This window comes from Agrobacterium sp. 22-223-1, from assembly GCF_053522385.1.
The window spans coordinates 26,533-48,752 of sequence record NZ_JBNWCN010000003.1 but is presented as its reverse complement, the minus strand read 5'-3'; the positions used below and the strand labels follow the sequence as shown (position 1 = coordinate 48,752).

At 61.8% G+C, this 22,220-nt stretch carries 18 protein-coding genes; 5 read left to right on the top strand and 13 right to left on the bottom strand.

Annotation, left to right across the window (positions count from 1 at the left end):
• Positions 1–86: 86 nt before the first annotated feature.
• A complete protein-coding gene (locus tag ACQZ60_RS15680; RefSeq protein ID WP_059758510.1) occupies positions 87–782 on the bottom strand; it encodes a tellurite resistance TerB family protein in 696 nt (231 codons plus the stop codon).
• A 108-nt stretch (positions 783–890) separates the two neighbouring features.
• A complete protein-coding gene (locus ACQZ60_RS15675) occupies positions 891–1,529 on the bottom strand; it encodes a 2-dehydro-3-deoxy-phosphogluconate aldolase (protein ID WP_004433419.1) in 639 nt (212 codons plus the stop codon).
• Positions 1,530–1,700: 171 nt separating this feature from the next.
• Here ACQZ60_RS15675 and ACQZ60_RS15670 point away from each other — a divergent pair, with 171 nt between their 5' ends.
• The 3 genes from ACQZ60_RS15670 to trhO all read left to right on the top strand — a co-directional run bounded on the left by ACQZ60_RS15670 (position 1,701) and on the right by trhO (position 4,193).
• The gene (locus ACQZ60_RS15670; protein ID WP_004433417.1) at positions 1,701–2,189 is read left to right on the top strand and encodes a CYTH domain-containing protein; all 489 of its coding nucleotides are present in this window, start codon (positions 1,701–1,703) and stop codon (positions 2,187–2,189) included.
• Positions 2,173–3,081 carry a CHAD domain-containing protein gene (locus ACQZ60_RS15665; protein ID WP_080819088.1) on the top strand — a complete coding sequence of 303 codons (909 nt, stop codon included), beginning with the start codon at positions 2,173–2,175 and terminating at the stop codon, positions 3,079–3,081. The genes ACQZ60_RS15670 and ACQZ60_RS15665 overlap by 17 nt, the downstream gene beginning before the upstream one ends.
• A 167-nt stretch (positions 3,082–3,248) precedes the next feature.
• The gene (gene trhO, locus ACQZ60_RS15660; RefSeq protein WP_448735572.1) at positions 3,249–4,193 is read left to right on the top strand and encodes an oxygen-dependent tRNA uridine(34) hydroxylase TrhO; all 945 of its coding nucleotides are present in this window, start codon (positions 3,249–3,251) and stop codon (positions 4,191–4,193) included.
• Between the two features lie 229 nt (positions 4,194–4,422).
• On the opposite strand, the gene ACQZ60_RS15655 is transcribed toward trhO, so the two are convergent.
• From ACQZ60_RS15655 to ACQZ60_RS15605, 11 genes are all read right to left on the bottom strand, one after another.
• Positions 4,423–6,666 carry a putative bifunctional diguanylate cyclase/phosphodiesterase gene (locus ACQZ60_RS15655; RefSeq protein ID WP_448735571.1) on the bottom strand — a complete coding sequence of 748 codons (2,244 nt, stop codon included), beginning with the start codon at positions 6,664–6,666 and terminating at the stop codon, positions 4,423–4,425.
• Positions 6,667–6,919: 253 nt separating this feature from the next.
• The gene (locus ACQZ60_RS15650; protein WP_004433407.1) at positions 6,920–7,699 is read right to left on the bottom strand and encodes a MetQ/NlpA family ABC transporter substrate-binding protein; all 780 of its coding nucleotides are present in this window, start codon (positions 7,697–7,699) and stop codon (positions 6,920–6,922) included.
• Positions 7,700–7,732: 33 nt separating this feature from the next.
• Positions 7,733–8,401 carry a methionine ABC transporter permease gene (locus ACQZ60_RS15645; RefSeq protein ID WP_004433403.1) on the bottom strand — a complete coding sequence of 223 codons (669 nt, stop codon included), beginning with the start codon at positions 8,399–8,401 and terminating at the stop codon, positions 7,733–7,735.
• Positions 8,391–9,431, bottom strand: a complete 1,041-nt coding sequence (locus ACQZ60_RS15640) for a methionine ABC transporter ATP-binding protein (RefSeq protein WP_004433400.1) — start codon at positions 9,429–9,431, stop codon at positions 8,391–8,393. The genes ACQZ60_RS15645 and ACQZ60_RS15640 overlap by 11 nt, the downstream gene beginning before the upstream one ends.
• Before the next feature lie 468 nt (positions 9,432–9,899).
• On the bottom strand, positions 9,900–10,529 hold the full coding sequence (locus ACQZ60_RS15635; protein ID WP_448735570.1) for an NAD(P)H-dependent oxidoreductase: 630 nt from the start codon (positions 10,527–10,529) through the stop codon (positions 9,900–9,902).
• 368 nt (positions 10,530–10,897) lie between these two features.
• Entirely contained in the window at positions 10,898–12,277 is a 1,380-nt protein-coding gene (locus ACQZ60_RS15630; protein WP_448734429.1) for a GH1 family beta-glucosidase, read from the bottom strand.
• Between the two features lie 748 nt (positions 12,278–13,025).
• Entirely contained in the window at positions 13,026–14,336 is a 1,311-nt protein-coding gene (gene xylA / locus ACQZ60_RS15625) for a xylose isomerase (RefSeq protein WP_448735569.1), read from the bottom strand.
• Positions 14,337–14,577: 241 nt separating this feature from the next.
• Positions 14,578–16,032 (bottom strand): xylulokinase, encoded by a 1,455-nt coding sequence (gene xylB / locus ACQZ60_RS15620; RefSeq protein WP_448735568.1) that lies wholly within the window; start codon positions 16,030–16,032, stop codon positions 14,578–14,580.
• Between the two features lie 105 nt (positions 16,033–16,137).
• Positions 16,138–17,160: a LacI family DNA-binding transcriptional regulator gene (locus ACQZ60_RS15615; protein WP_448735567.1), complete on the bottom strand. Its 1,023-nt coding sequence runs from the start codon at positions 17,158–17,160 to the stop codon at positions 16,138–16,140.
• Positions 17,161–17,506: 346 nt separating this feature from the next.
• Positions 17,507–19,090: a DHA2 family efflux MFS transporter permease subunit gene (locus ACQZ60_RS15610; RefSeq protein ID WP_003520997.1), complete on the bottom strand. Its 1,584-nt coding sequence runs from the start codon at positions 19,088–19,090 to the stop codon at positions 17,507–17,509.
• A 34-nt stretch (positions 19,091–19,124) separates the two neighbouring features.
• A complete protein-coding gene (locus ACQZ60_RS15605) occupies positions 19,125–20,339 on the bottom strand; it encodes an HlyD family secretion protein (protein WP_448735566.1) in 1,215 nt (404 codons plus the stop codon).
• A gap of 160 nt (positions 20,340–20,499) precedes the next feature.
• Between ACQZ60_RS15605 and ACQZ60_RS15600 the strand changes: the two genes are divergently transcribed.
• Together ACQZ60_RS15600 and ACQZ60_RS15595 are read left to right on the top strand one after the other, a co-directional pair.
• On the top strand, positions 20,500–21,186 hold the full coding sequence (locus ACQZ60_RS15600; protein WP_059758536.1) for a TetR/AcrR family transcriptional regulator: 687 nt from the start codon (positions 20,500–20,502) through the stop codon (positions 21,184–21,186).
• A 265-nt stretch (positions 21,187–21,451) separates the two neighbouring features.
• Positions 21,452–22,198: a TerC family protein gene (locus ACQZ60_RS15595; protein ID WP_080853574.1), complete on the top strand. Its 747-nt coding sequence runs from the start codon at positions 21,452–21,454 to the stop codon at positions 22,196–22,198.
• Positions 22,199–22,220: the final 22 nt, after the last annotated feature.

The window sequence follows — 22,220 nt, the reverse complement described above, 5'->3', positions numbered from 1 at the left end:
GACATAACCACTTGTCGATCTCCCCCCTTGAGGGGGAGATGCCCGGCAGGGCAGAGGGGGGTAAACCGCGCCCGCCGAGGCTAACCTCAAACCTTCGCCGCCACCACCGTCGCCTCGATATGGTCCACCAGCGCATCCGGCAACCCAAGCCGCCCTGCCAGAAGATCGAGATACCCCCGCTCCGCCCGCGTATCGGCCTCGATGGCAAGCCGCGAGGCGGTGTAAAGCTCTACCTTCTGCTCTTCCGTGCGGGCAGCAGCGACCAGCGCGTCGATGTCGAGCGGATCGGCCAGTTCCTTTTCGAGGAACCGCTCGGCTTCGCTATCGAGACCGGAGACCTGCACCTTGTCCATGATGTTGGCGCGCTCCTTCTCATCGATATGGCCGTCCGCCTTGGCGGCGGCGATCATCGCCTGGATGAGCTTCAGCGCAAAATCATTGGAAAGGGCGGGCGATTGCGGATGGAAGGCGGAATCGGCGGGCGGGGCGAGAAGTTCCGGCTCGGGTTTCGGCGCGGCTTCAGGCGCCTGGCCGGACTTGTAATTCTTATAGGCGAGGTAACCGAGACCGGCGATGGCGGCCACGCCGCCGATGGTGGCGACATTACCGGCAAGCTTGCGGCCGGTCTTGGTGCCCAGAATGGCGGCGGCGAGCGCGCCGGCCTTTAGCGGATTGTTCCTGGCGATATCGGCGGCCTGCCCGGCTCTGTCACGGACGCTTCCCGAAAGGCCCGGCACCTGCGAGCCGAGGAATTGTTCAAGAAGCTTCTTGGCGTCGAACATCAAAATCTCCTGTAGAGGTCAAATCTACAGGGGAGATAGGAAGCCGAGGGCTGAAAACAAATGTCAAACCCGCTCACGCCTTCGTGAACGGGTTTGACAGGATGCAAATCAGGCGCGCAGTGCGGCGGCTTCGGCGGCAAGCTTGGTGATGCCCGCCCAGTCACCCGTGGCCACCAGTTCGCGCGGGGCGACCCAGGAGCCGCCGACGCAGACGACGTTCGGCAGGGAGAGATAGTCATTGGCGTTCTTGAGCGACACGCTGCCGGTCGGGCAGAAGACCGTGCCGGCGAGCGGCGAAGACAGCGCCTTGAGATAAGGCGCGCCGCCGGCCTGTTCGGCCGGGAAGAACTTCAGCACCTTGTAACCCTCGTCGCGCAGCGCCATGACTTCGCTGGCGGTGGCAGCGCCCGGAAGCAGCGGTACTTTGGAACCGCGCGCGGCTTCCAGCACGCTTTTATTGATGCCGGGGCTGACGATGAAGGTGGAGCCGGCTTCCGCCGCCGCTTCGAAATCCCTGGCATTGAGAATGGTGCCGGCGCCGACATTCGCGCCCTCCACTTCCGCCGCAACTGCGCGGATGGCATCGAGCGCCGCCGGTGTGCGCATGGTGATCTCGATCGCCTTCAGGCCGCCTGCGACCAAAGCGCGTGCGAGCGGCACGGCGGAAGCGGCGTCATCCACGATCAGCACCGGCACGACCGGCTGGAGCTTGAGGATGGAGAGCAGTTTTTCGGAGTCCTGGGCCAAGATGAGCCTCCCTTGCGCAATTGAAACGATTGAAATTCCGTCTACCGATTAGCCTGCCTCGGCTTTCATGTCGAGGCGCGCCAGCCGCATTTTTATCCAGATACTTCAATCAATTCGCTTCATCACACTATCATATTGCGATAATCTGGCGCCCCAGTTCGCGGAGACAGCATGGCCAAGGAAATTGAACGGAAGTTTCTTGTTGCAGGTGGTGAATGGCGCAATGAGGTCACGCATAGCATGGCTTTCCGGCAGGCATATGTCGCCTCGATGGAAAACCGCTCGGTCCGGGTCAGGATCGTTGACCGGCGCGATGCGACCCTGACCATCAAGATCGGCGCAAGCGCGCTTGTCCGCGACGAATATGAATATTCCATACCCCTCAAGGACGCCGAAGAGCTGATGGCAAGCGCGCCGGGCGTGGTGATCGAAAAAACCCGCCACACCGTCGACCACGGCGGCTTCACCTGGGAAGTGGATGTTTTCGAAGGGAAATATCACGGGCTGGTGGTGGCGGAAGTGGAAATGAACGACGAGAATGCCGACCCCGATCTGCCGTCCTGGCTGGGCAGGGAAGTCACCGGAGACAAGCGCTTCTCCAACCAGTCGCTCGCCATGGACTGTCCGAACGGAGACTTGCCGGATGCCCTTCAGAATTGATCCGAAAAAGCCCTTCGACAATGAAATCCGTCGGGCCGGGCTGGAGCTGATCGACGATACGGTCACGATCCTTCGCGACCAGCCGTCCGGATCGCACGAGGCCGTGCACGACGCCCGCAAGCGGTTCAAGCGGCTGCGCGCCCTCTATCGCCTCATCCGCAAGGCGGCGCCGGATTTCGGCCGCGAGGAAAACGCCCGTATTCGCGATATCGCCCGCTCCCTCGCCTTTGCGCGCGATGCAACGGCGCTGGTGGAGACAGCGGAATATCTCGAGGCCTTCGCGCGTTCCGATGCCCAGGGCGAAGCGCTGCGCTCGATCACCGCGATGCTGCGCGCCCGCCGCGACGACGCCATAGAACATGAGGCCGGTCTCGACGAGGCCATTGCCGCCGCCATTGCCGGCTGCGGGGAAGCGCGCAGGAAGCTTGAGGACCTGTCGCTGCCGGATGAGTTGAAAGACACCGCCCGGCTGCTCAGAAGCGCCTGGGCGAAACAGAGGAAAACGGCACGCAAGGCGCTCACCGATTGCCACGAACAGGCCGACGTTGAGCATTTCCATGAATTGCGCAAGTCCGGGCAGGCCTATTGGATGCATCTTGGCCTGATGCGCCGGCTCTGGCCTTCCGCCATGCGCGCCAAGCGGGCCGATACCAAGCGGCTGGTGGACATTCTCGGCCATGAGCACGATCTCTCGGTTCTCGCCGCCGTCGCCGACCGCGAGCCGGAGCGTTTCGGCAATGGCGAGCGGCTGGCCCTGCTGCTCGATGCGATCATCGAGCGACAGCAGGCGCTGCGCACGGAAGGCCTGGCGCTGGCGAACGAGGTGTTTTCCGAATCCGCCCGCACCGAAAGCCGCATCGTCGGCCTGTTGTGGCGGCAGGCGGCGAAATAGCCCAAACGCCACTTTCGGCGCTCGCCCACCTCCGTCATTCCGTTGCCTGCACACGGCAGCAGGAATGACAGGAAGCCCGCAAATCCTCCCGATTTGACGATTTTCAAAATGCCCGGAACCGCCGATAAATATTGCTTTGCGGTCGCCGTCGCTGTATTTCAGCGCCCATGACCGACACGACCATTCTCCCCCGCCCGGAAGTCTCTGGTGATTTCCTTGTGGCCGCGCTTTATCATTTCGCCCGCCTGCCGCGGTTCGAGAGCCTGCGCGAGCCGTTGTTCGAACTCTGCCAGGAAAACGGCGTCAAGGGCACGCTGCTGCTTGCCGCCGAAGGTATCAACGGCACCATTGCCGGGCCGGATGCGGGCATTCACGCCGTGCTCTCCTTCCTGCGCGCCCAGCCGGAATTCGCCGCGCTGGAGCACAAGGAAAGCCGCGCCTCGCACATGCCTTTCGTGCGGCTGAAGGTGAAGCTCAAGAAAGAGATCGTCACCATGGGCGTGCCGGATATCGATCCGAACCGCATCGTCGGCACCTATGTCGACCCGCGCGACTGGAACGAGCTGATCTCCGATCCGGATACAATCGTCATCGACACCCGCAACGACTACGAGACCGCCATCGGTATCTTCAAGGGCGCGGTCGATCCGCAGACGAAAACCTTCCGCGAATTTCCCGACTGGGTGAAGAACAATCCCGGCCTGCACAACAAGCCGAAGATCGCCATGTATTGCACCGGCGGCATTCGCTGCGAAAAGGCCACCGCCTTCATGAAGGAACAGGGTTTCGACGAGGTCTATCACCTCAAGGGCGGCATCCTGAAATATCTGGAAGAAGTGCCGGAAGAAGAAAGCATGTGGGAAGGCGCCTGCTTCGTGTTCGACGAGCGCGTCTCGGTGGTGCACGGCCTTGCCGAAGGCGACCACCAGCTCTGCCACGCCTGCCGCAACCCGATCACACCGGAAGTGCGCCTATCCCCCAAATTCGAGGAAGGCGTGTCCTGCCCGAGCTGCTACGATGACCGCAGCGAAGAGGACCGCCAGCGCTTCCGCGACCGGCAGCAGCAGATCGAACTGGCAAAGAAGCGCGGCGAGCGGCACCTGGGGCGCTAAGCCGGGTCGGCTATCGGACTGCACAGAGGTAGGATTTCGATTGAGCGGGTGCCGCGTATTTCTTCTCCCCGGCGGGGAGAAGTCCGCGGCAGCGGCATGAGGGGGCAAGCTCTCCGAAATCCGGCAACGTCGCCCCCTCATCCGACCCTTCGGGCCACCTTCTCCCCGGCGGGGGAGAAGAAATGGACCGCACCTTCAGGTGATCAAGAATGGGTGGAAGTAATCAGCCTCACGCCCCTGCCCGCAACGCAAAGAGCGGCGCGTCCTGCCCGTCCAGCATGGCGGTGATCTCTTCCGCCGCGACCGGTTTCGAGAACAGGTAACCCTGCAATTCATCGCAGCCGCACAGATGCAGGATGGCCGCCTGCTCTTCCGTTTCCACGCCTTCGGCCGTCACCGGAATATCGAGCGACTTTGCCAGCGCCACGGTGGCCTGCAGCATTTCCAGCGACCGACCGCCCTTGTCGAGCGCCATGATCAGCGAACGGTCGATCTTCATGCGGTCGAAACCGAAGCGGCGCAGATAACCGACACTGGCGAAGCCGGCGCCGAAATCGTCGAGCGCTATATGCAGGCCAAGCTGTTTCAGCTTGTCGATGGCCGCACTCGCCCGTTCCGGATGCTGGATGAAATAACCTTCCGTCATTTCCAGCCGCAGCCTTTCGGGCGGCGTCTGCGTCGCGTCGAGAATATCGGCCACATGGCCGGAGAAGGCCGGATTGCGGAACTGCACCGGAGAAATATTCACCGAGAGCTTGATGGACGGCCATTGCTGCGCCGTATCGCAGGCCTTGTGCAGGACGAGAAGGCCGAGCCGGTCAATAAGGCCGCTGGTTTCGGCAGCGGCAATGAAGATATCCGGCGGCACGAAGCCATATCCCGGCCGCTGCCAGCGGGCCAGCGCCTCCACCCCGGTAATACAGCGCGTGGCGGCGCTGACGACCGGCTGATAGACCACCTGTATCTCGTCGTTCAGAATGGCGGAGCGAAGATCGGCTTCGAGCTGCAGCTTTTCCTCGCGCAGCGCATCCATCTTCAGCTCATAGGAAACGTAACGCCCGCGTCCGTTCTCCTTGGCCTGATACATGGCCATATCGGCACGCCGCAGCAACTCCTCGCCATTGATATCGCCGGCGCGGGAAACCGAGGTGCCGATGCTGCAACCGATGCTCGCCACCCTTTCACCGATGCTGAAAGGCTCGGTAAAGAGTTCAAGAAGCGCCAGACACAGTTTGCGGCCTTCGGCCCAGACGTCGTTGCCCTGAATGGCGATGGCGAATTCGTCGCCGCCGAGCCGCGCCAGCACCGCGCCTTCCGGCACCAGCACTCTCAGCGCCGCCGCCACGCCCTTGATCAGCCGGTCGCCGGCGGCATGGCCGTAGGAATCGTTGATTTCCTTGAAACCGTCGAGATCGAGATAGAGCAGCTTGATATCCGTCTTGTCATGGCGACCCCTGTCGACCATGCGGTTCAGCCTGGCGAAGAGCCCGGCGCGGTTGCTGAGCCCGCTCAGCCGGTCGCGCAGCGCCTCCTCCCGCGCCGCCGCCTCATCCGCCTTCAGACGGTCGAGCGTGGCCGAACCGATGATGAGCAGCACCAGAAAAAACGTGCCGGCAATGCCAAGCGCGGTAAAGACGACCGGACGCGCCTCATGAAAGCTGACGTCTCCCGGCAGGTGCGAGCGCCAGACGAGCCGGGCCAGCACCTCCCCCAGCGGATTGACGATATCCACATGGTTGGCGGCAGGCCCGTCGCCATATTGCAGTTCCAGACCGTCGATGACGTAATTGCGGGCAAGCTTGTCCACCGTCGCCTGCTTGAGATGACGGGCGAAAACCAGGTAACGCCGCTCCGCACCGACCGGCGGCAGCGCCCCGGACTTTAGCCGCACGAGCGCGACGCCCGCGGCGGCGATACCATCGCCGGTCTTGACGAAGCCGGTCACCTGCGAGGTGATACCCGGACGCATGGAACGCACGCGCTCGATCATTTCCCGGAGGCCGCCGGCAAAATAGGCGTCCGGCTTCCATGCTACCGGCTTGCCGTCCTGATAGGCCATGCGGACCTTGCCGTCCTCATCGATGACCACGGCCGTATCGAAGAGATCGTTATTGACCGTCATCTCGCCATAATTGCTTGCCACCCAGTCGAACCGATCAGGGGCATAGACATATTCGGCGGCATCGTCCCAGGCGGCGTAGTCGTTCAGCGTCGCGCCGAGCTGTTCGCGAAAGGTGACGAGGGCGCCCGCCGTCGTCTCGCGCGAACGGGCATTGTCAAGCAGGTTGGCCTTTTCCCGAACCTGGCTCAAGGCGGATAAAACCAGCGCGGTGACGATGATAAGCACCAGCGCGAAGGTGGACAAGACGACGCCCACGGCGGTTCTGCGCCCGACCGGCAAATAGTCCCCAATGTTGCGCGGCGCAATCCGCATAAAATCCCCTTCGAAAGCATCATCTTCCGAAGGAAACATTCAAAAGCGGTTAAGCCGCATTGTGGCCCCGCCCCAAAAAACTACGGGTATAAAACGACAGTCTGGCAGGGGCGCTGAAAAATCCTTCCCTGAAATGCCCTGGGTTTTTCATGGAAGGCGGATTTGCGTCCGTCCGGAAAAGAAAAAACCTCCCCCGCGAACGGGAGAGGTCGTGATTTTTTTTAGACCGGGATGGCGAAAACTGTAAGCGGTTTTCGCCTTAAATCCCGGTCTGATCTAGTGCTGGAGCGGCTTACCAGGACGGGATGACCGTGCCGTTGTACTTTTCCAGAATGAAGGCCTTCACTTCCGGGCTCTGGTAGGATTCAACCAGCGTCTTCACCCACGGCTTGTCCTTGTCCTGCGCACGAACGGCGATGACGTTCGCGTAAGGGGACTTTTCGCTTTCGATGGCGATGGCGTCCTTCTTCGGGTTCAGGCCGGCAGCCGTCGCATAGTTGGTGTTGATGACCGAAGCGTCGGTATCGTCAAGCGAGCGCGGCAGCTGGGCGGCGTCGAGCTCGACGATCTGGATGTTCTTCGGGTTTTCGGTGATGTCGGCAGGCGTTACCTTGAGGCCGGCTTCTTCCTTGACCTTGAGCACGCCCTTGGAAGCGAGAACCAGCAGCGCGCGGCCGCCATTGGTCGGGTCGTTCGGAATGCCCACGGTTGCGCCGTCCTTCAGCTCGTCGAGGTTCTTCACCTTCTTCGAATAAACGCCCATCGGGGTGGTGATGGTGGTGCCGACGCTGACGAGATCGAACTTGCGGTCAGCGATCTGGTTGTCGAGGTAAGGCTGGTGCTGGAAGGAGTTGGCCTGCAGCTCGCCATCGGCCAGCGCCTGGTTCGGCACGACATAGTCGGAGAATTCGACGATATCGATATCGAGACCCTTGGCGGCCGCGATCTTCTTCACCTGCTCCATGATCTGCGCGTGCTCGGCGGGGGTTACGCCGATCTTGATGGTCTCGGCCAGCGCCTGACCGGCGGTGAAGAGAGCGGCGAGCGAGGCCGCGAGAATGAGTTTCTTCATGGGTGTCTCCTTGGGTTGTTATTATAAACGCAGTTAATTCTTCCGGGTCCGCTTGTCGAAGCTGCGGGCCAGTCTGTCGCCGGCGCTCTGCACCAGCTGTACCAGCACGATGAGCACCAGAACCACGACCAGCATCACATCCGGCATGAAGCGCTGGTAACCGTAGCGGATGCCGAGATCGCCCAGCCCGCCGCCGCCGACCGCGCCGACCATGGCCGAATAACCGATGAGGCTGACCAGCGTGAGCGTGAGCGCCAGCGTGATGCCGGGCTTGGCTTCAGCAAGCAGAACCTTGGTGACGATCTGCAGCGGCGTGGCGCCCATGGCGCGGGCGGCCTCGATCAGGCCCTTGTCCACCTCGCGGATCGCCGCTTCCACCAGCCTTGCGATGAAGGGCACGGTTGCGACCGTCAGCGGCACGATGGCCGCGCTGGTGCCGATGGAGGTGCCGGCGACGAGACGGGTGAACGGAATGATCGCCACCACCAGAATGATGAAGGGCGTGGAGCGCGCGGCGTTCACGACGAGGCCGAGGATGCGGTTGGTCATCGGCGCCGGAAACAGCTCGCCCTTGCCGCTGGTGGCAAGGAAAACGCCCATGGGCACGCCGATCAGCGAGCCGACGATGCCGGCAACGGCGACCATGTGCAGCGTCTGCAACAGGCCCTTGGAGAGAAGGCTGAACAGCATATCAGGCGACATAACCGAGCACCTCCGTGTGAAGACCGGTCTCAGCATAAAAGCGATTGGCGCGGGCGGTGACATCCGCCGAGGCCGGATAGGAGACGACCAGCGAGCCGAAGGGCTGGCCGGAAATTTCCTCGATGGTGCCGGCAAGGATGTTCACATCAGGGCCGATTTCGGCGACGAGGCGCGCCGTCAGCGGCTGGAAGGCCGTCTCGCCGAAGAACACGAGGCGCACCAGAACGCGGTCGCCTTCCGCCGCCTGCGGTTTCAGGCCCGAAGTGACCCAATGCGGCAGCTTCACGCCGACCGAGGACGACAGCAGGCTGCGGGTGGTCTCATGTTTCGGCGCGGTGAAGATATCGAAGGTCGTGCCTTGCTCGACGATCAGGCCCCTGTCGATGACCGCCACCTGCGAGGCGATGGTCTTCACCACCTCCATCTCGTGGGTGATGAGCAGCACGGTAAGCCCCAGCTCGGCATTGATGCGCTTCAGCAGTTCGAGAATGGATTGCGTCGTTTCCGGATCGAGCGCCGATGTCGCCTCGTCGGAAAGGAGCAGCTTCGGCTGGGTGGCAAGCGCACGGGCAATGCCCACACGCTGCTTCTGGCCGCCGGAGAGTTCCGCCGGATAACGATTGGCCTTGTCGGAAAGGCCGACGAGATCGAGCAGCGGCGCAACCCGCGTTTCGATCTCCTTCTTGCCCATGCCGGCGATTTCGAGCGGCAGGGCCACATTGTCGAAAGCGGTGCGCGAGGACAAAAGATTGAAGTGCTGGAAGATCATGCCGACGGAACGGCGCAGCGTGCGCAGGCTCTTTTCATCGAGCGCCGCGACATCGACGCCATCGACGACCACGCGGCCGGTCGAGGGCTTTTCAAGGCCGTTGGCGAGGCGGATGAGCGTGGACTTGCCGGCACCGGAGCGGCCGATGATGCCGGTGATGGAGCCTTTCGGCACGACGTAGTCGATACCGGCAAGGGCTGCGAAGCCGGGCTTGCCGCCGGCGCCGCCAAAGGTCTTGGTCACGCCTTCAAACGTGACCATAGGCTCCTTTGCCGACCCTTCAGGGACCGCCTGTTCTTGGCGCGCGGGGGATGCCGCGCTGGATGGAAAACTCATTGTAAACTCTGGGAATGCGTGACGGATCGGGTCTCAAAAAATCCTGTTGCGGTGCTGAACCGCTCTCTTCATGCAGCCTTCTGGCACATTCGATGACAGCTGATTTTCCGGGTCATTTCGTCAGGCTTTCACTCAGAAATGCCGGGGATCGGCAATTCGATGGCGCATACTTGCCCGCACACGCCACCTTTTAACAGGGATGTTTTTTCAATTATCTGAAAAGAGAGGAAAAATCTACCGCAAAGCCGCGTGTGCAGCCCTGCGGCAGTCTGGAGCGTTTTTGCGTTCTTCGAATCGCAAAAACGCTCCAGCTCTTTGTGTGCCGCATTTCCGGACGGAAAACCGGATTCCACTTTTCCTGGAAATGCTTTAGCTTTCGCGAGCGGCGTAAAATCAGACGCGGCTGACGAATTCTCCGACGGGGCGGCGCACCTTCTTCAGGTTCACCAGCCAGTCGCCTTCCGGCTGGCGATAACCGAGCGGCAGGATGGTGACGGAGCGCAGGCCCTTCTCGCGCAGACCGAGGATTTCATCGAGCTTCGCCGGGTCGAAGCCTTCCATCGGGGTGGAATCCACGCCCTCGAAAGCGGCCTGAGCCACGGCCATGCCGAAGCCGATATAGGCCTGACGGGCGGCGTGCTCGAAATTCACCTGCTGCTCGCGCTGCGGATAGGTGGAAAGCAGCATCTGACGATAGGCTTCCCAGCCTTCATTCTTGATGCCGCGTTCTTCGTTGGCCAGATCGAACATGTGGTTGATCCGCTCTTCGGTGTAATTGTCCCATGCCGCAAAGACCAGCAGATGCGAACCGTCGGTGACCTGCGCCTGGTTCCAGGCGATCTCGCGGATCTTGGCGCGCACTTCGGGATCGGTGACGACGATCACCTCGAAGGGCTGAAGGCCGCTGGAGGTGGGGGCAAGCCGCGCCGCCTCGACAATGCGCTCGACCTTGTCTTCCGACACGGCCTTGGAAGGATCCATTTTCTTGGTGGCGTAACGCCAGTTGAGTTTTTCGATAAGCATGTTCGTTTTCCCTGGGAGGACCAACCCGCCCTGCCCCTTGGACGCCAGAACGGGTGCTACGCCTTCGTAGCCCGTCTGACATAGGAGGCGGGACGGCGGGCGCAAGCAGGTACCGCGGGGTAACCGATAAAAAAGTTTGGAAAACTGATAATAAGGGGAGAGAACTTTATTGCGGCGGGCGCTGACACGTCGCCTGCTACCGGATGCGGCGCGTAAAGTTCATGCACGGCCGTCCCCCAACCCTCATTCCTGTGCTCGTCACAGGAATCCAGCCGACACGCGTCTGCGTGGCGGAAAGACTCTTTTCAGCCCAAGGACTTGGGCTGGCTGGATCCCTGTGACAAGCACAGGGATGAGGGAGGTGACCGTTACGGCTTCACCAAACCGTGATTGCCCTTCGGAAAGCCCGAAGCCAGCGCGCTGTACCATTTGCCGCTGTTCTTCAGCGTCCGCACCTGCGTGTCGTAATCCACATGCACGAGACCGAAGCGCATGCGATAGCCCTCTGCCCATTCGAAATTATCCATCAGGCTCCAGGCGAAATAACCGCGCATCGGATAACCCTCGCGGATGAGATCGGCGACGATGCCGAGATGTTCGGCGTAATAGTCGAGACGCGGCTGGTCATCCACCTCGCCGTTTTCCACGCCCATATTATAGCAGGCGCCGTTTTCGGTGATGTAGCATTCCGGCAGGTCGTAACGCTTGTAGAGCGTTTCCACCAGCGACTGGAGCGCCGGGGCATAGACCTCCCAGCCGATATCGGTCTTCACATCGCTGACGGCCGGGGCCGGTGTCGTGGCGGGGAATTCCGCGCCCGGCGTCGCATCGTCGGCAACGCGCATCGGCGTGTAATAATTCAGGCCCCACCAGTCGAGCTTCTGGCTGATGATGGCGAGGTCTTCCGCCTCCACCACCGGCATGCGGCTTCCCAGCGCCTCCATCATCTCGGCCGGATATTCACCCTTGAAGACCGGATCGAAAAACGCGCCGTTGTGGAACTGGAAGGCCCGTTCGGCGGCCTTGAGATCGGCCTCGTTATCGGAAGCCGGGATGACGGAATGGGCGTTCAGCACCAGCCCCACCGGCACTTTCGGCGCGACATGGCGGGAGGCTTCCACGCCGAAACCATGGGCGAGATTGATGTGATGCATGGCGGCAAGGGCTGCCTCCATGTTGCGCTCGCCTGGCGCATGAATGCCATAGAGATGGCTGAGCCACACCGCGCACCAGGGTTCGTTGAAGGTCGCCACCGCATCCAGCCGGTCGCCCAGACGGGCCATCACGGTCTTGGCGTATCGCTGGAAGGCATGCGCGGTGGAGCGCGAGGCCCAGCCGCCATCGCCCATCAGCGTCAGCGGCAGGTCCCAATGGTAAAGCGTCGCATAGGTCTTGATGCCGCGCGCCTTGCAGCCATCGACGAGGCGGTCGTAGAAATCCAGCCCCTTCTCGTTGATCGGCCCGAAACCATCCGGAATGATGCGCGGCCAGGCGATGGAGAAACGATAGGCCTCGACACCCATGTCCTTGATGAGATCGAGATCCTGCTCCCAGCGATTGTAGTGATCGCAGGCAATATCGCCATTGTGACGCTCGAAGACATGGCCCGGCATGTTGCAGAAGGCGTCCCAGATGGAGGGCTTGCGGCCATCCGCCTTCGTGGAGCCTTCGATCTGGAAAGAGGCGGTCGCGACGCCGAACAGGAAATCGCCGGGGAAACGGGCGGCTAGCGTTTTGGGATCGGTCATTTACGAGGCCCTTCTCTGTCCATCGAGCGTGAAAAGATCAGCAGCGGTTTAGACCATGTCGGCCGGCAGGTACAGTCGTGGGCGGCAGGAATCTACAACGTTTCAGGATGCGCAGTTAACAAGTCCAAAGCGCTTTGCATGGGGGATTGCCGCCGCAGCGGTTTGCCGGCGGCGCAAGGCATCGACCCGGAGAATGCGGGTGGGAGATGGGAGATGGTGGAAGTCGTTGCATTCACCGGGCCGTATCATCAGGCCGCCACGGCAGCCCATCGGTCACAGCCTTTTCACGGCACCTATCGGATCGGTCCTTCCCGCCTCTGGCCCGGCGGAATGCCTTTCCGAAACACGGTCTGCCAGAACCATGCTTGTCGATGCCGGCCTCCGGTTCGCGAAAGGCGCCGCGCGTATCGCCCTTCCGTTCCGGTTGCGGGAGGAATGATGCGGCCAAATGGGCTGATGGGGATGAGTGGGGACGTATTTTTCGGGAAGTGACTGAAAAGGAAGGAGTGGCGGTGTGGAATTGTCCTCGCCTTTGGGAAGAGATGGCGAGCGGGCCCCCTCATCCGGCCCTTCGGGCCACCTTCTCCCCGGCCGGGGAGAAGAATTGTGCAGTGACCGCAGCATATTCTCAGGAGAGGTCGCTTTGGGCAAAGAGCACCCCGCTTGTTCTTCTCCCCGCCGGGGAGAAGTGCCGGAGCGAAGCGAGGCGATGAGGGGGCGACGCTGCCGTTGCCCCCTATTGCCCGCGTCAAACGTAACGATTGACCACGTTTTCGAGATATTCCTGACGGCCGGACTTCGGCTCGGGATTGATATCCTCGCGCTCCACCAGAGCGGCAATCTCTTCCAGCTTCAACTCGCCGCGCAGCATCTTCTGGGCTTCAGCCGAATCCCATTTGGCGTAACGCTCCGCAAGCGGCTTCGACAGCGCGCCGTCCTCGATCATCTTCGCCGCCGCCTTCAGGCCGCGGGCGCAGCAATCCATGCCGCCGATATGGCCGATCAGCAGGTCCTGCGGATCGAGCGACTGACGACGCAGCTTGGAATCGAAGTTGGTGCCGCCGTTCTTGAAACCGCCGCCGGCCAGAACATGGTAATAAGCGAGAGCCATTTCCGGCACGTTGTTGGGGAACTGGTCGGTATCCCAGCCGGACTGGTAATCGTTGCGGTTCATGTCGATGGAGCCGAAAATGCCGAAGGCATTGGCCATGGCCAGTTCGTGCTCGAAGGAATGGCCGGCGAGAATGGCGTGGCCCTGCTCGATATTGACCTTCACTTCCTTTTCCAGACCGTTCTTCTGCAGGAAGGCGTAAACGGTGGCGACGTCGTAGTCATACTGGTGCTTGGTCGGCTCCTGCGGCTTCGGCTCGATCAGGATCGTACCTTCGAAGCCGATCTTGTATTTATACTCCACCACCAGATTGAGGAAGCGGCCGAGCTGGTCGAGTTCACGCGACAGATCGGTGTTGAGCAGGGTCTCGTAACCTTCGCGGCCGCCCCACAGAACATAGTTCGCGCCGCCGAGTTTCTTGGTGGCGTCCATGCAGGTCTTCACGGTCGCGGCGGAGAAAGCGAAAACATCCGGATCGGGATTGGTGGCAGCACCCGACATGAAGCGGCGGTTGGAGAAGAGGTTGGCCGTGCCCCACAGAAGCTTCACGCCGGTATCGGCCTGCTTTTGGGCAAAATAATCAACGATCTCGTTGAGGTTCTTGGTATTCTCCGCGAAGTTCCGGCCCTCCGGGCGCACGTCGGCGTCGTGGAAGCAATAAAACGGCGAACCGAGCAGCGAGAAGAATTCGAAAGCCACATCCGCCTTCAGTTTCGCCGCCTGCATCGTATCTTCGAACCATGGGCGCAGGAAGGTCTGGCCACCGAAGGGGTCGCCGCCCGGCCAGGTGAAGGTGTGCCAATAGGCCACCGCAAAACGCAGGTGATCTTCCATGCGCTTGCCGGCGACGATTTCGTCGGGGTTGTAATGACGGAAAGCCAGCGGGTTGGTGCTGTCGGGGCCTTCATATTCGATCTTGGCAATATCGCCGAAGAAACCTGTGCTCATGGTGATCCTCCTCTTGGGGTGGGTTTAGATGGTGTTCTGAAATTTCAGGGTCGGCGTTTGCCGCTCACCCCCCTCTGTCCTGCCGGACATCTCCCCCTCAAGGGGGGAGATCAGCAGGACGCTATCGATCGCTCCATACTCAGCCTCGCATGAGGACGAGATGTAGCCGCTTGTCGATCTCCCCCCTTGAGGGGGAGATGCCCGGCAGGGCAGAGGGGGGTGAAGCCGCACACACCGTGTCTCAATGCGAAAGCGCCCGAATAGCCGGATAAAGCGCATGATAGCGCCGGTAAGCCTCCTCATAGGCGCCGGCCAGCGCCGCCACCGGCTCGATGGTCCGCGCCGTTTCCGGCTGCGCGCAAACCGCCACCGGATCGGCCCCGGTCGCGGCAATGAGGCCGAGGCGGGCCGCACCGAAGGCGGCGCCGAAATCGCCCTCGGCCGGAATATCGACGGGCACACCGAGCGAGGTGGCGATGGAGGCCAGCCAATAGGCCGAGCGCGAACCGCCGCCGATGGCGGTGACGCGGGAGATGGACGTGCCGGCCGACTTCAGCGCTTCGAGATTGTCACGGATGGCGAAAGTCACGCCTTCCAGCACCGCCTGGGTCAGCGCCTTGCGGTCGCTTTCATGCGAAAGGCCGATGAAGGAGCCGCGAATGGCGGCGTCGTTGTGCGGTGTGCGCTCGCCGGAGAGATAGGGCGCGAAGGTGACACCGGTTGGTGCAAGCAGCGTTTCGCCCAATTCGCCAGTCAGATCGGCGGCGGATTGGCCGGTGAGGCGCGAATACCAGTTCAGCGCATCGGTGGCGGAGAGGATGACGCCCATCTGGTGCCAGGTATTGGGCAGCGCATGGCAGAAGGCGTGAACGGCGCTTTCCGGCTTCGGCAGATAGGAGGCGTTGGCGGCGAAAAGCACGCCGGATGTGCCGAGCGAGACGAAGGCATGGCCTTCCTTCACCGTGCCCATGCCGCAGGCGGAAGCGGCGTTGTCGCCCGCGCCGCCGGCAACGACGGTGCGGCCGGAAATGCCCCATTCGGAGCCAAGTTCGGCGCGCAGCACGCCCGCCTCATCCGTGCCTTCCACCAGCGAGGGCATGTGTTTTTCATCCAGCCCGGTGGCGGCAAGAAGTTCGGAAGACCATTTGCGTGCGCCGGTATCGAGCCAGGAGGTGCCGGCGGAATCCGACATTTCGGAGATATAGTCGCCCGTCAGCCAAAGACGCAGATAATCCTTCGGCAGCAACACCTTGGCCACTTTCGCGAAGATTTCAGGTTCGTTCTTCGCCACCCAGGCAAGCTTCGGCGCGGTGAAACCGGGGAAAACGATGTTGCCGGTGATCTTGCGGAAGCGCGGATCGGCATCCAGCGTGGCGGCCTCGGCATAAGAGCGCGTGTCGTTCCACAGGATGCAGGGGCGCAGCACCTTGCCGGCCGCATCGATCAGCGTTGCGCCATGCATCTGGCCGGAAAGGCCGATGCCCTTGACGGCGGCAAGCTCCTTCGGAAACTTCTGCTTCAGGCCGGCAACGGCGGTTTTCGTCGCGGCAATCCAGTCCGCCGGGTCCTGTTCGGACCAGCCGTGATGCGGGCGCGAAACGTCCAGCGAGCCGTTGGCCGAGCCGATGATTTTCTGATCGCCGTCCATCAGCAGGGCTTTGACGCCGGATGTGCCAAGATCGAGACCGAGATACATGTATTTCTCCATTCCGGCGCGCCATGCGCCGCTTTCAGCGTTTTTTAAAAGTCACCGCATTTCCGGACGGAAAACCGGCGGCCACTTTTCCTGGAAATGCTCTCATCAGGGCAGATTGTCCCTGAGGAATATGTCGATACGGATACGTTCCTGCGCGGCGATGACGGGCAGACCGTCGGCCCGCGCCTTCAAAACGCGGATGGCGCTGCGCACCTCGTGGCCGGCATCCTGGTTGAGCACGGCGTCCAGCAGCCCTTCCCGCAGCGCATTGGCGGTGTTTTCCGTCAGCTCATGGGCGATGACCGAAAGCGCTCTTTCGCCCTCTGCCGCGCCAAGCGCCCGGATGAGGCCGCGATTGCCCGCGCCGAGGCTGTAGATGCCGGAGAGCGCGGCATTGCCGAGCGCCTTGCGCACCAGCGTCTCGACGGTGAGCGGATCGTCCCTGCCCTCCAGCACCGGCAGCAGCCGCAATTGCGGAAATTCGGATTCGATGACAGCGCGAAATCCTTCCAGACGTTCGCGATGGTCGCGCACCAGCATGGAGCCGGCGACAACCGCGACATCGCCGCCGCGCCCGGAGAGAAAACGTCCCATCAGGCTCGCCGCCGTGCGCCCGGCCGCGACGTTGTCCACGCCGGCATAATGATCCCGCCGCGAACCGGAAAGATCGGACACCAGCGTCACCGTGGCGATGCCGTCTTCGGCCAGCCGGTCGGCGGCTTCGGCCACATCTTCGGAATCGGTGGCGACGAAGGCGACGCCCGAGGGCTTTTCCTGCCGCGCGACTTCGAGAGCCTCCGTCAGCGCCGTAGCATTGAACGGCGGCACCTCGATGACGCGGATCGCCGTGCGCTCCAGATGCGCCCGTGCCGCTGCGGCCCGCACTTCCGTGCGCAACGTCGCCATGAAGGAATTGTCATTGCCCGGCAGGATGAAGACCAGCGAATAATTGCGGCCCTTGGCCAGATTGGCAGCCGCGATATCGCGCACGTAACCAAGCTCGGCAATGGCCGCCTCCACCCGTGCCCGCGTTGCCGCATGCACGCCGGGGCGCATGTTCAGCACCCGGTCGATGGTGGCGAGACTGACGCCCGCCCGCTCGGCGATATCGTGAACTGTCGGCTTCATGGCTCCTCCCTCCCCTTGCATATCCAGCTTTGCAGTCGAGGTAAACTGAAAAATGATGTACGTACCTCATATTCTGCCCAAAGCCGCAGCGATCAATCGGCAGAGGTTCTTTCACGGCGTTGCAGCGTGTTTCTTCTCCCCGAGGGGGGAGAAGGTGGCCCGAAGGGTCGGATGAGGGGGCCAGCTCTCCGCATATCGTTACCCTCGCCCCCTCATCCCGCTGCCGCGGACTTCTCCCCGGCGGGGAGAAGAAGCGGGCGGCACCCGCTCGCTCCGTATTCAAAACAAAAAAGGGGCCGTCATTTCCGACGGCCCCAGCTCTGCGGTGGATGGGAGGGGATGCTTGTTAGTGCGCCGCGTCTGGCGGCGGCGCTGCCTTGGGTTTCTGGATCAGCACGGTCATGAAGATCAGGCTCGAGAACAACAGCGTCAGCGCGAAGAACACATCCGCGAAGGCCAATATCCATGCCTGCTGCGAGACCATGCCGACCAGTTTCTTGACGGCGACGGACGCGCCGTCCAGCCCGTAGGAATCGTAGTTGGCGCCGACACTGTTCAGCCATTCCAGCGCCTGCGGATTGGAATAGCTGACATGTTCGGCCAGCCGCACATAATGGTCGTCCGTGCGCTGCGACAGCATGGTGTTGATGATGGCAAGACCGACCGCGCCGCCGAGGTTACGGGTGAGGTTGAACAGGCCGGACGCATTGCGGATGCGGGCCGGCGGCAGGGTGCCGAGCGCGATGTTGTTGATCGGCACCATGCACATCATCAGGCCGAAACCGCGCAGGATCTGCGGGATCAGCAGCTCGTAGAAATCCCAGTCGGTCGTCACATGCGTCATGATCCATGTGCCGCAGCCGAAGCTGATGAAGCCGATGGCCATCATCGCCCGCGGGTCGAGCTTGGTGGAGACCTTGCCGGCAATCGGCGCGGTGAAGAACATGGCAAGACCGGAGACGAACATGGTCTCGCCGATCATCAGCGCATCGTAACCGCGCACCCGGCCGAGATAGAGCGGGTAGAGATAGGTCAGCCCGTAAAGCCCGATGCCCATGACGAAGGAAAACAGCGAGCCGATGGAGAAGTTGCGGTCGGCGAAGGCGCGGATATCGACGACGGGGAATTCCACCTTGAAGGCGCGCCAGAAGAACACGACCGCGCCGATGACCATGGCGACCGTTCCCATGACGATGTGCTCGTCGTTGAACCAGTCCTTGTTGTTGCCCTCTTCAAGCACATATTCCAGCGAGCCGAGGAAGACGGCCATGGAGATCAGCCCCCACCAGTCGAACTTCTTCCAGAGCGACTTTTCCGGCTTGTCGAAATCGATCAGGCTCCAGGTGAGGATGGTGACGATGATGCCGGGGATGATGTTGACGAGGAACAGCCAGTGCCAGGAAAAGGCATTGGAGAGATAACCGCCGACCGTCGGGCCGATGGTGGGCGCGAGCGTTGCGACGAGACCGATGATCGGCGAGACGACCGAGCGCTTCGAAGGCGGGAAGATCGTGAAGGCGGCGGCGAACACGGAGGGGATCATGCCGCCGCCGATAAAGCCCTGGATCGCGCGGTAGACGATCATCTGGTCGATATTGGTGGCTGTGGCGCAGAGCGCGCTCGATATGGTGAAACCGGCCGCGCAGGTGGCGAAGAGCACGCGCGTGGAGAGAATGCGCGCCAGCGTGCCCGACAGCGGAATCATGATGACTTCGGCGATCAGATAGGAGGTCTGCACCCAGGCGATCTCATCGGAACCCGCGCCGAGACCCGCCTGGATTTCCGCCAGCGAGGCGGAGACGATCTGAATATCGAGGATGGACATGAACATGCCGAAGACCATCGCGAAGAAGGCGATGAGCCTGCGCCTGTCCATCGGGGGATCGGCGGGGATGGACGCCCCGCCCGTACCGACAACCGTAGCCGCCATGATCTTGACCTCAACGGCGCATCAGCGATGCGCCTTACTTGGCTTCCGGGTTAACTTGCGCCGTTTTCGTGGTTTCCGGCGCCGTGCGGGTATCGACATCGACAACGACGCTGAGGCCGGCGCGCAGATTGTGCCTGGCGAGGTCTTCCCTGGAGAAGACGATGCGCACCGGCACGCGCTGGATGACCTTGGTGAAGTTGCCGGTCGCATTTTCCGGCGGCAGCATGGAGAAGACCGAACCCGAGCCGGGCGAAATCGACTGCACCGTGCCTTCAATGGTCGCATCGTCAAAGGCGTCCACATGCACGCGAACCTTCGAACCCGGAACCACGCGCGCAAGCTGCGTTTCCTTGAAATTGGCGTCGATATAAAGCTCGTTCATCGGCACCAGCGAAGCCAGACGCTTGCCGACCGAAACCAGATCGCCGTTCTGAACCGCCAGATTGCCGATGACGCCGTCATAGGGCGCCTTCAGAACCGTGAAGGAAAGATCGCGGGCGGCCTTGTCGCGGGAAAGCTGCAGCGAACGGATCGTGCTTTCGGCCTCCTCGCGCTGGGCGCGCAGAAGTTCCACATTGGCCTTGGCCGAGGAGATGGCGGCATCGCCGGCCACGACATTCGCCTTGGCCTGATCGAGCGCGACCTGCGCATTGTCGGAAGCGGCAACCGTACCGACATCCTTCGCCTGCAGCTCGCTGGCGCGCTTCTGGGTGATTTCGGCACCGCGAAGGGCCGCATCCAGCGCACCCTTCTGGGCGACGGCCTGTTCCAGCGAAGCTTCGCCGCCGACGATCTGCGCATCGATGCGCTTCAGCGACAATTGCTCGGTGCGGATCTGGGCTTCGGCCTGATCGAGCGCGATGCGATAATCGCCGTCGTCCAGCGTCACCAGCGGATCGCCCGCCTTGACTTCCTGGTTCTCGACCACGTTGACCTTGGCGACATAGCCCGAAACCTTCGGTGCGATGACGGCGATATCGCCTTCTATATAGGCGTCGTCCGTCGACACCATGAAGCGGCCGTCGACCCACCAGTTGTAACCGTACCAGCCGGCGCCGGCGAGAAGGGCGACAGCGATGACCGGCAGAAGCTTCGAACGCTTCTTCTGCTTCGGCGCCGCAATGGTCTGGGGCTGCTGCGGCGGCGCGGCCTCAGCCGGCTTTGCCGGAGAGGTCTCGGCCTTGGCGGAGATATCCGCCTCTTCCGCATCGTTGACGGCGCGAACCGCGCTATTCTTCTGGGCCGACATGGGAGCTTACCGTGATAAATTGAAGAAAGTTTTTCGAACTGAACCGTTCGGTTCGATTGACATAATCTCTTTCCTGACACATATCAAGTGTTATCGAACCGATTGGTTCGACGTTCGGTTAATTTTTTTTACGCCATTGCGATGCTAAGAGACGGTAGCGATGGCAGGTGAAGACAGGGATATGGAGACGGAAACGGAAACGGGCTGTCCGGGCAATGCCGCCGGGCGTTTTGCGGCGGGTGAAGACCCGGCCAAACGCGAGCAGATTCTGGCGGGCGCCTGGCGTGTGTTCAAGCGCAAGGGTTTCGATGCGGCCAGCATGAACGACATCACGCGCGAAGCGGGCGTTTCCAAGGGCACGATCTATGTCTATTTCTCCAATAAGGAGGATCTGTTCGCGGCGCTGGTCGATCACCACCGGCAGGAATTCGCCACCTCCATGCGCAATATTCTGGCCGGCACCGAAGAGGTGCGCGACGGGCTGAGACAATTCGGCAAGGCCTTCGCCAACAAGATGATCTGCTCGGAGATGATCCCGGCCATGCGCTCGGTCATCGGCGTCATCGACCGCATGCCGAAGCTGGCGCAGCGCTTCTTCATCGCCGCACCCAACAATGTCCGCACCGTGCTTCAGGATTTTATCGAGCACCATGTCGCGCTCGGCCATCTGAAGGTCGATGACGTGGAACTGGCCGCCCGGCAATATATCGAGCTTTCCACCGGCACCTTCTTCAAGCTGCGCCTGTTCGGAGAGATCGAAGGCCCGGTTCCGGAAGAAGAACTGGACCGGGTGATCGCCAGCGCCATCAAGGTATTCATGGCCGCCTACGGAACCGACAAGGCCTGAGATCATTTAGAGTTTTTTCGCTTTTCCCCGAATCGCGAAAACACTCTAACTCTTTGTTCTGGCGCATTCCCGGACGGAAAACCGGGGGCCACTTTTCCTGGAAATGCACTCGCAACGGCGTGAACGCCAATACGCGGTCTGCGCGAAATTTCGATGAAATCTTGCGCCCCGGAGCCATCAACTCCTTGTTTCTCGCGTATTGCGCTATAAATTCCACCCACCGAATGTTTCGGCTGGCCTTGTTGCTGAAAGGAAAACCTACCTGATGGAGTCCATTCTCCCTCTTCTATCTGACCCCGCCGCCTGGGTGGCGCTCGTCACGCTGATCGTCATGGAGGTCGTGCTCGGCATCGACAACCTGATCTTCATCTCCATCCTCACCAACAAGCTGCCGCCCGAACAGCGCGAAAAAGCCCGCAAGATCGGTATAGGCCTTGCGCTCGTCATGCGTCTCGGCCTGCTCGGCACCGTCGCATGGATCGTGCAGCTCACCACGCCGGTCTTCGAACTCTTCGGCCACGCCTTCTCCTGGAAGGACATGATCCTTATCGCCGGCGGTCTCTTCCTGATGTGGAAGGCCACCAAGGAAATCCACCACAATGTCGACCCGGAAGACCACAAGGAAGACATGGTGGGTGGCCCCGTGGGCATGAATTTCGGCGCCGCCATCGGCCAGATCCTGCTGCTCGACCTCGTCTTCTCGGTGGACAGCATCATCACCGCCGTCGGCATGACGCCGCATCTGCCGATCATGATCGTCGCGGTCATCGTGGCCGTCACCGTCATGCTGCTGGCCGCAACGCCGCTCGCCAACTTCATCGAGCGCAACCCCACCATCGTCATGCTGGCGCTCGCCTTCCTGATGATGATCGGCACGACGCTGATCGCCGAAGGCATGGGCTTCCATGTTCCGAAGGGCTACGTCTATGCCGCCATGGCGTTCTCGGCGCTGGTGGAACTGCTCAACATGCTGGCCCGCAATGCGAGGCGAAAGAAAAAACAGCCGCAGTGACGGCTGCGACGACTTGCAGGGC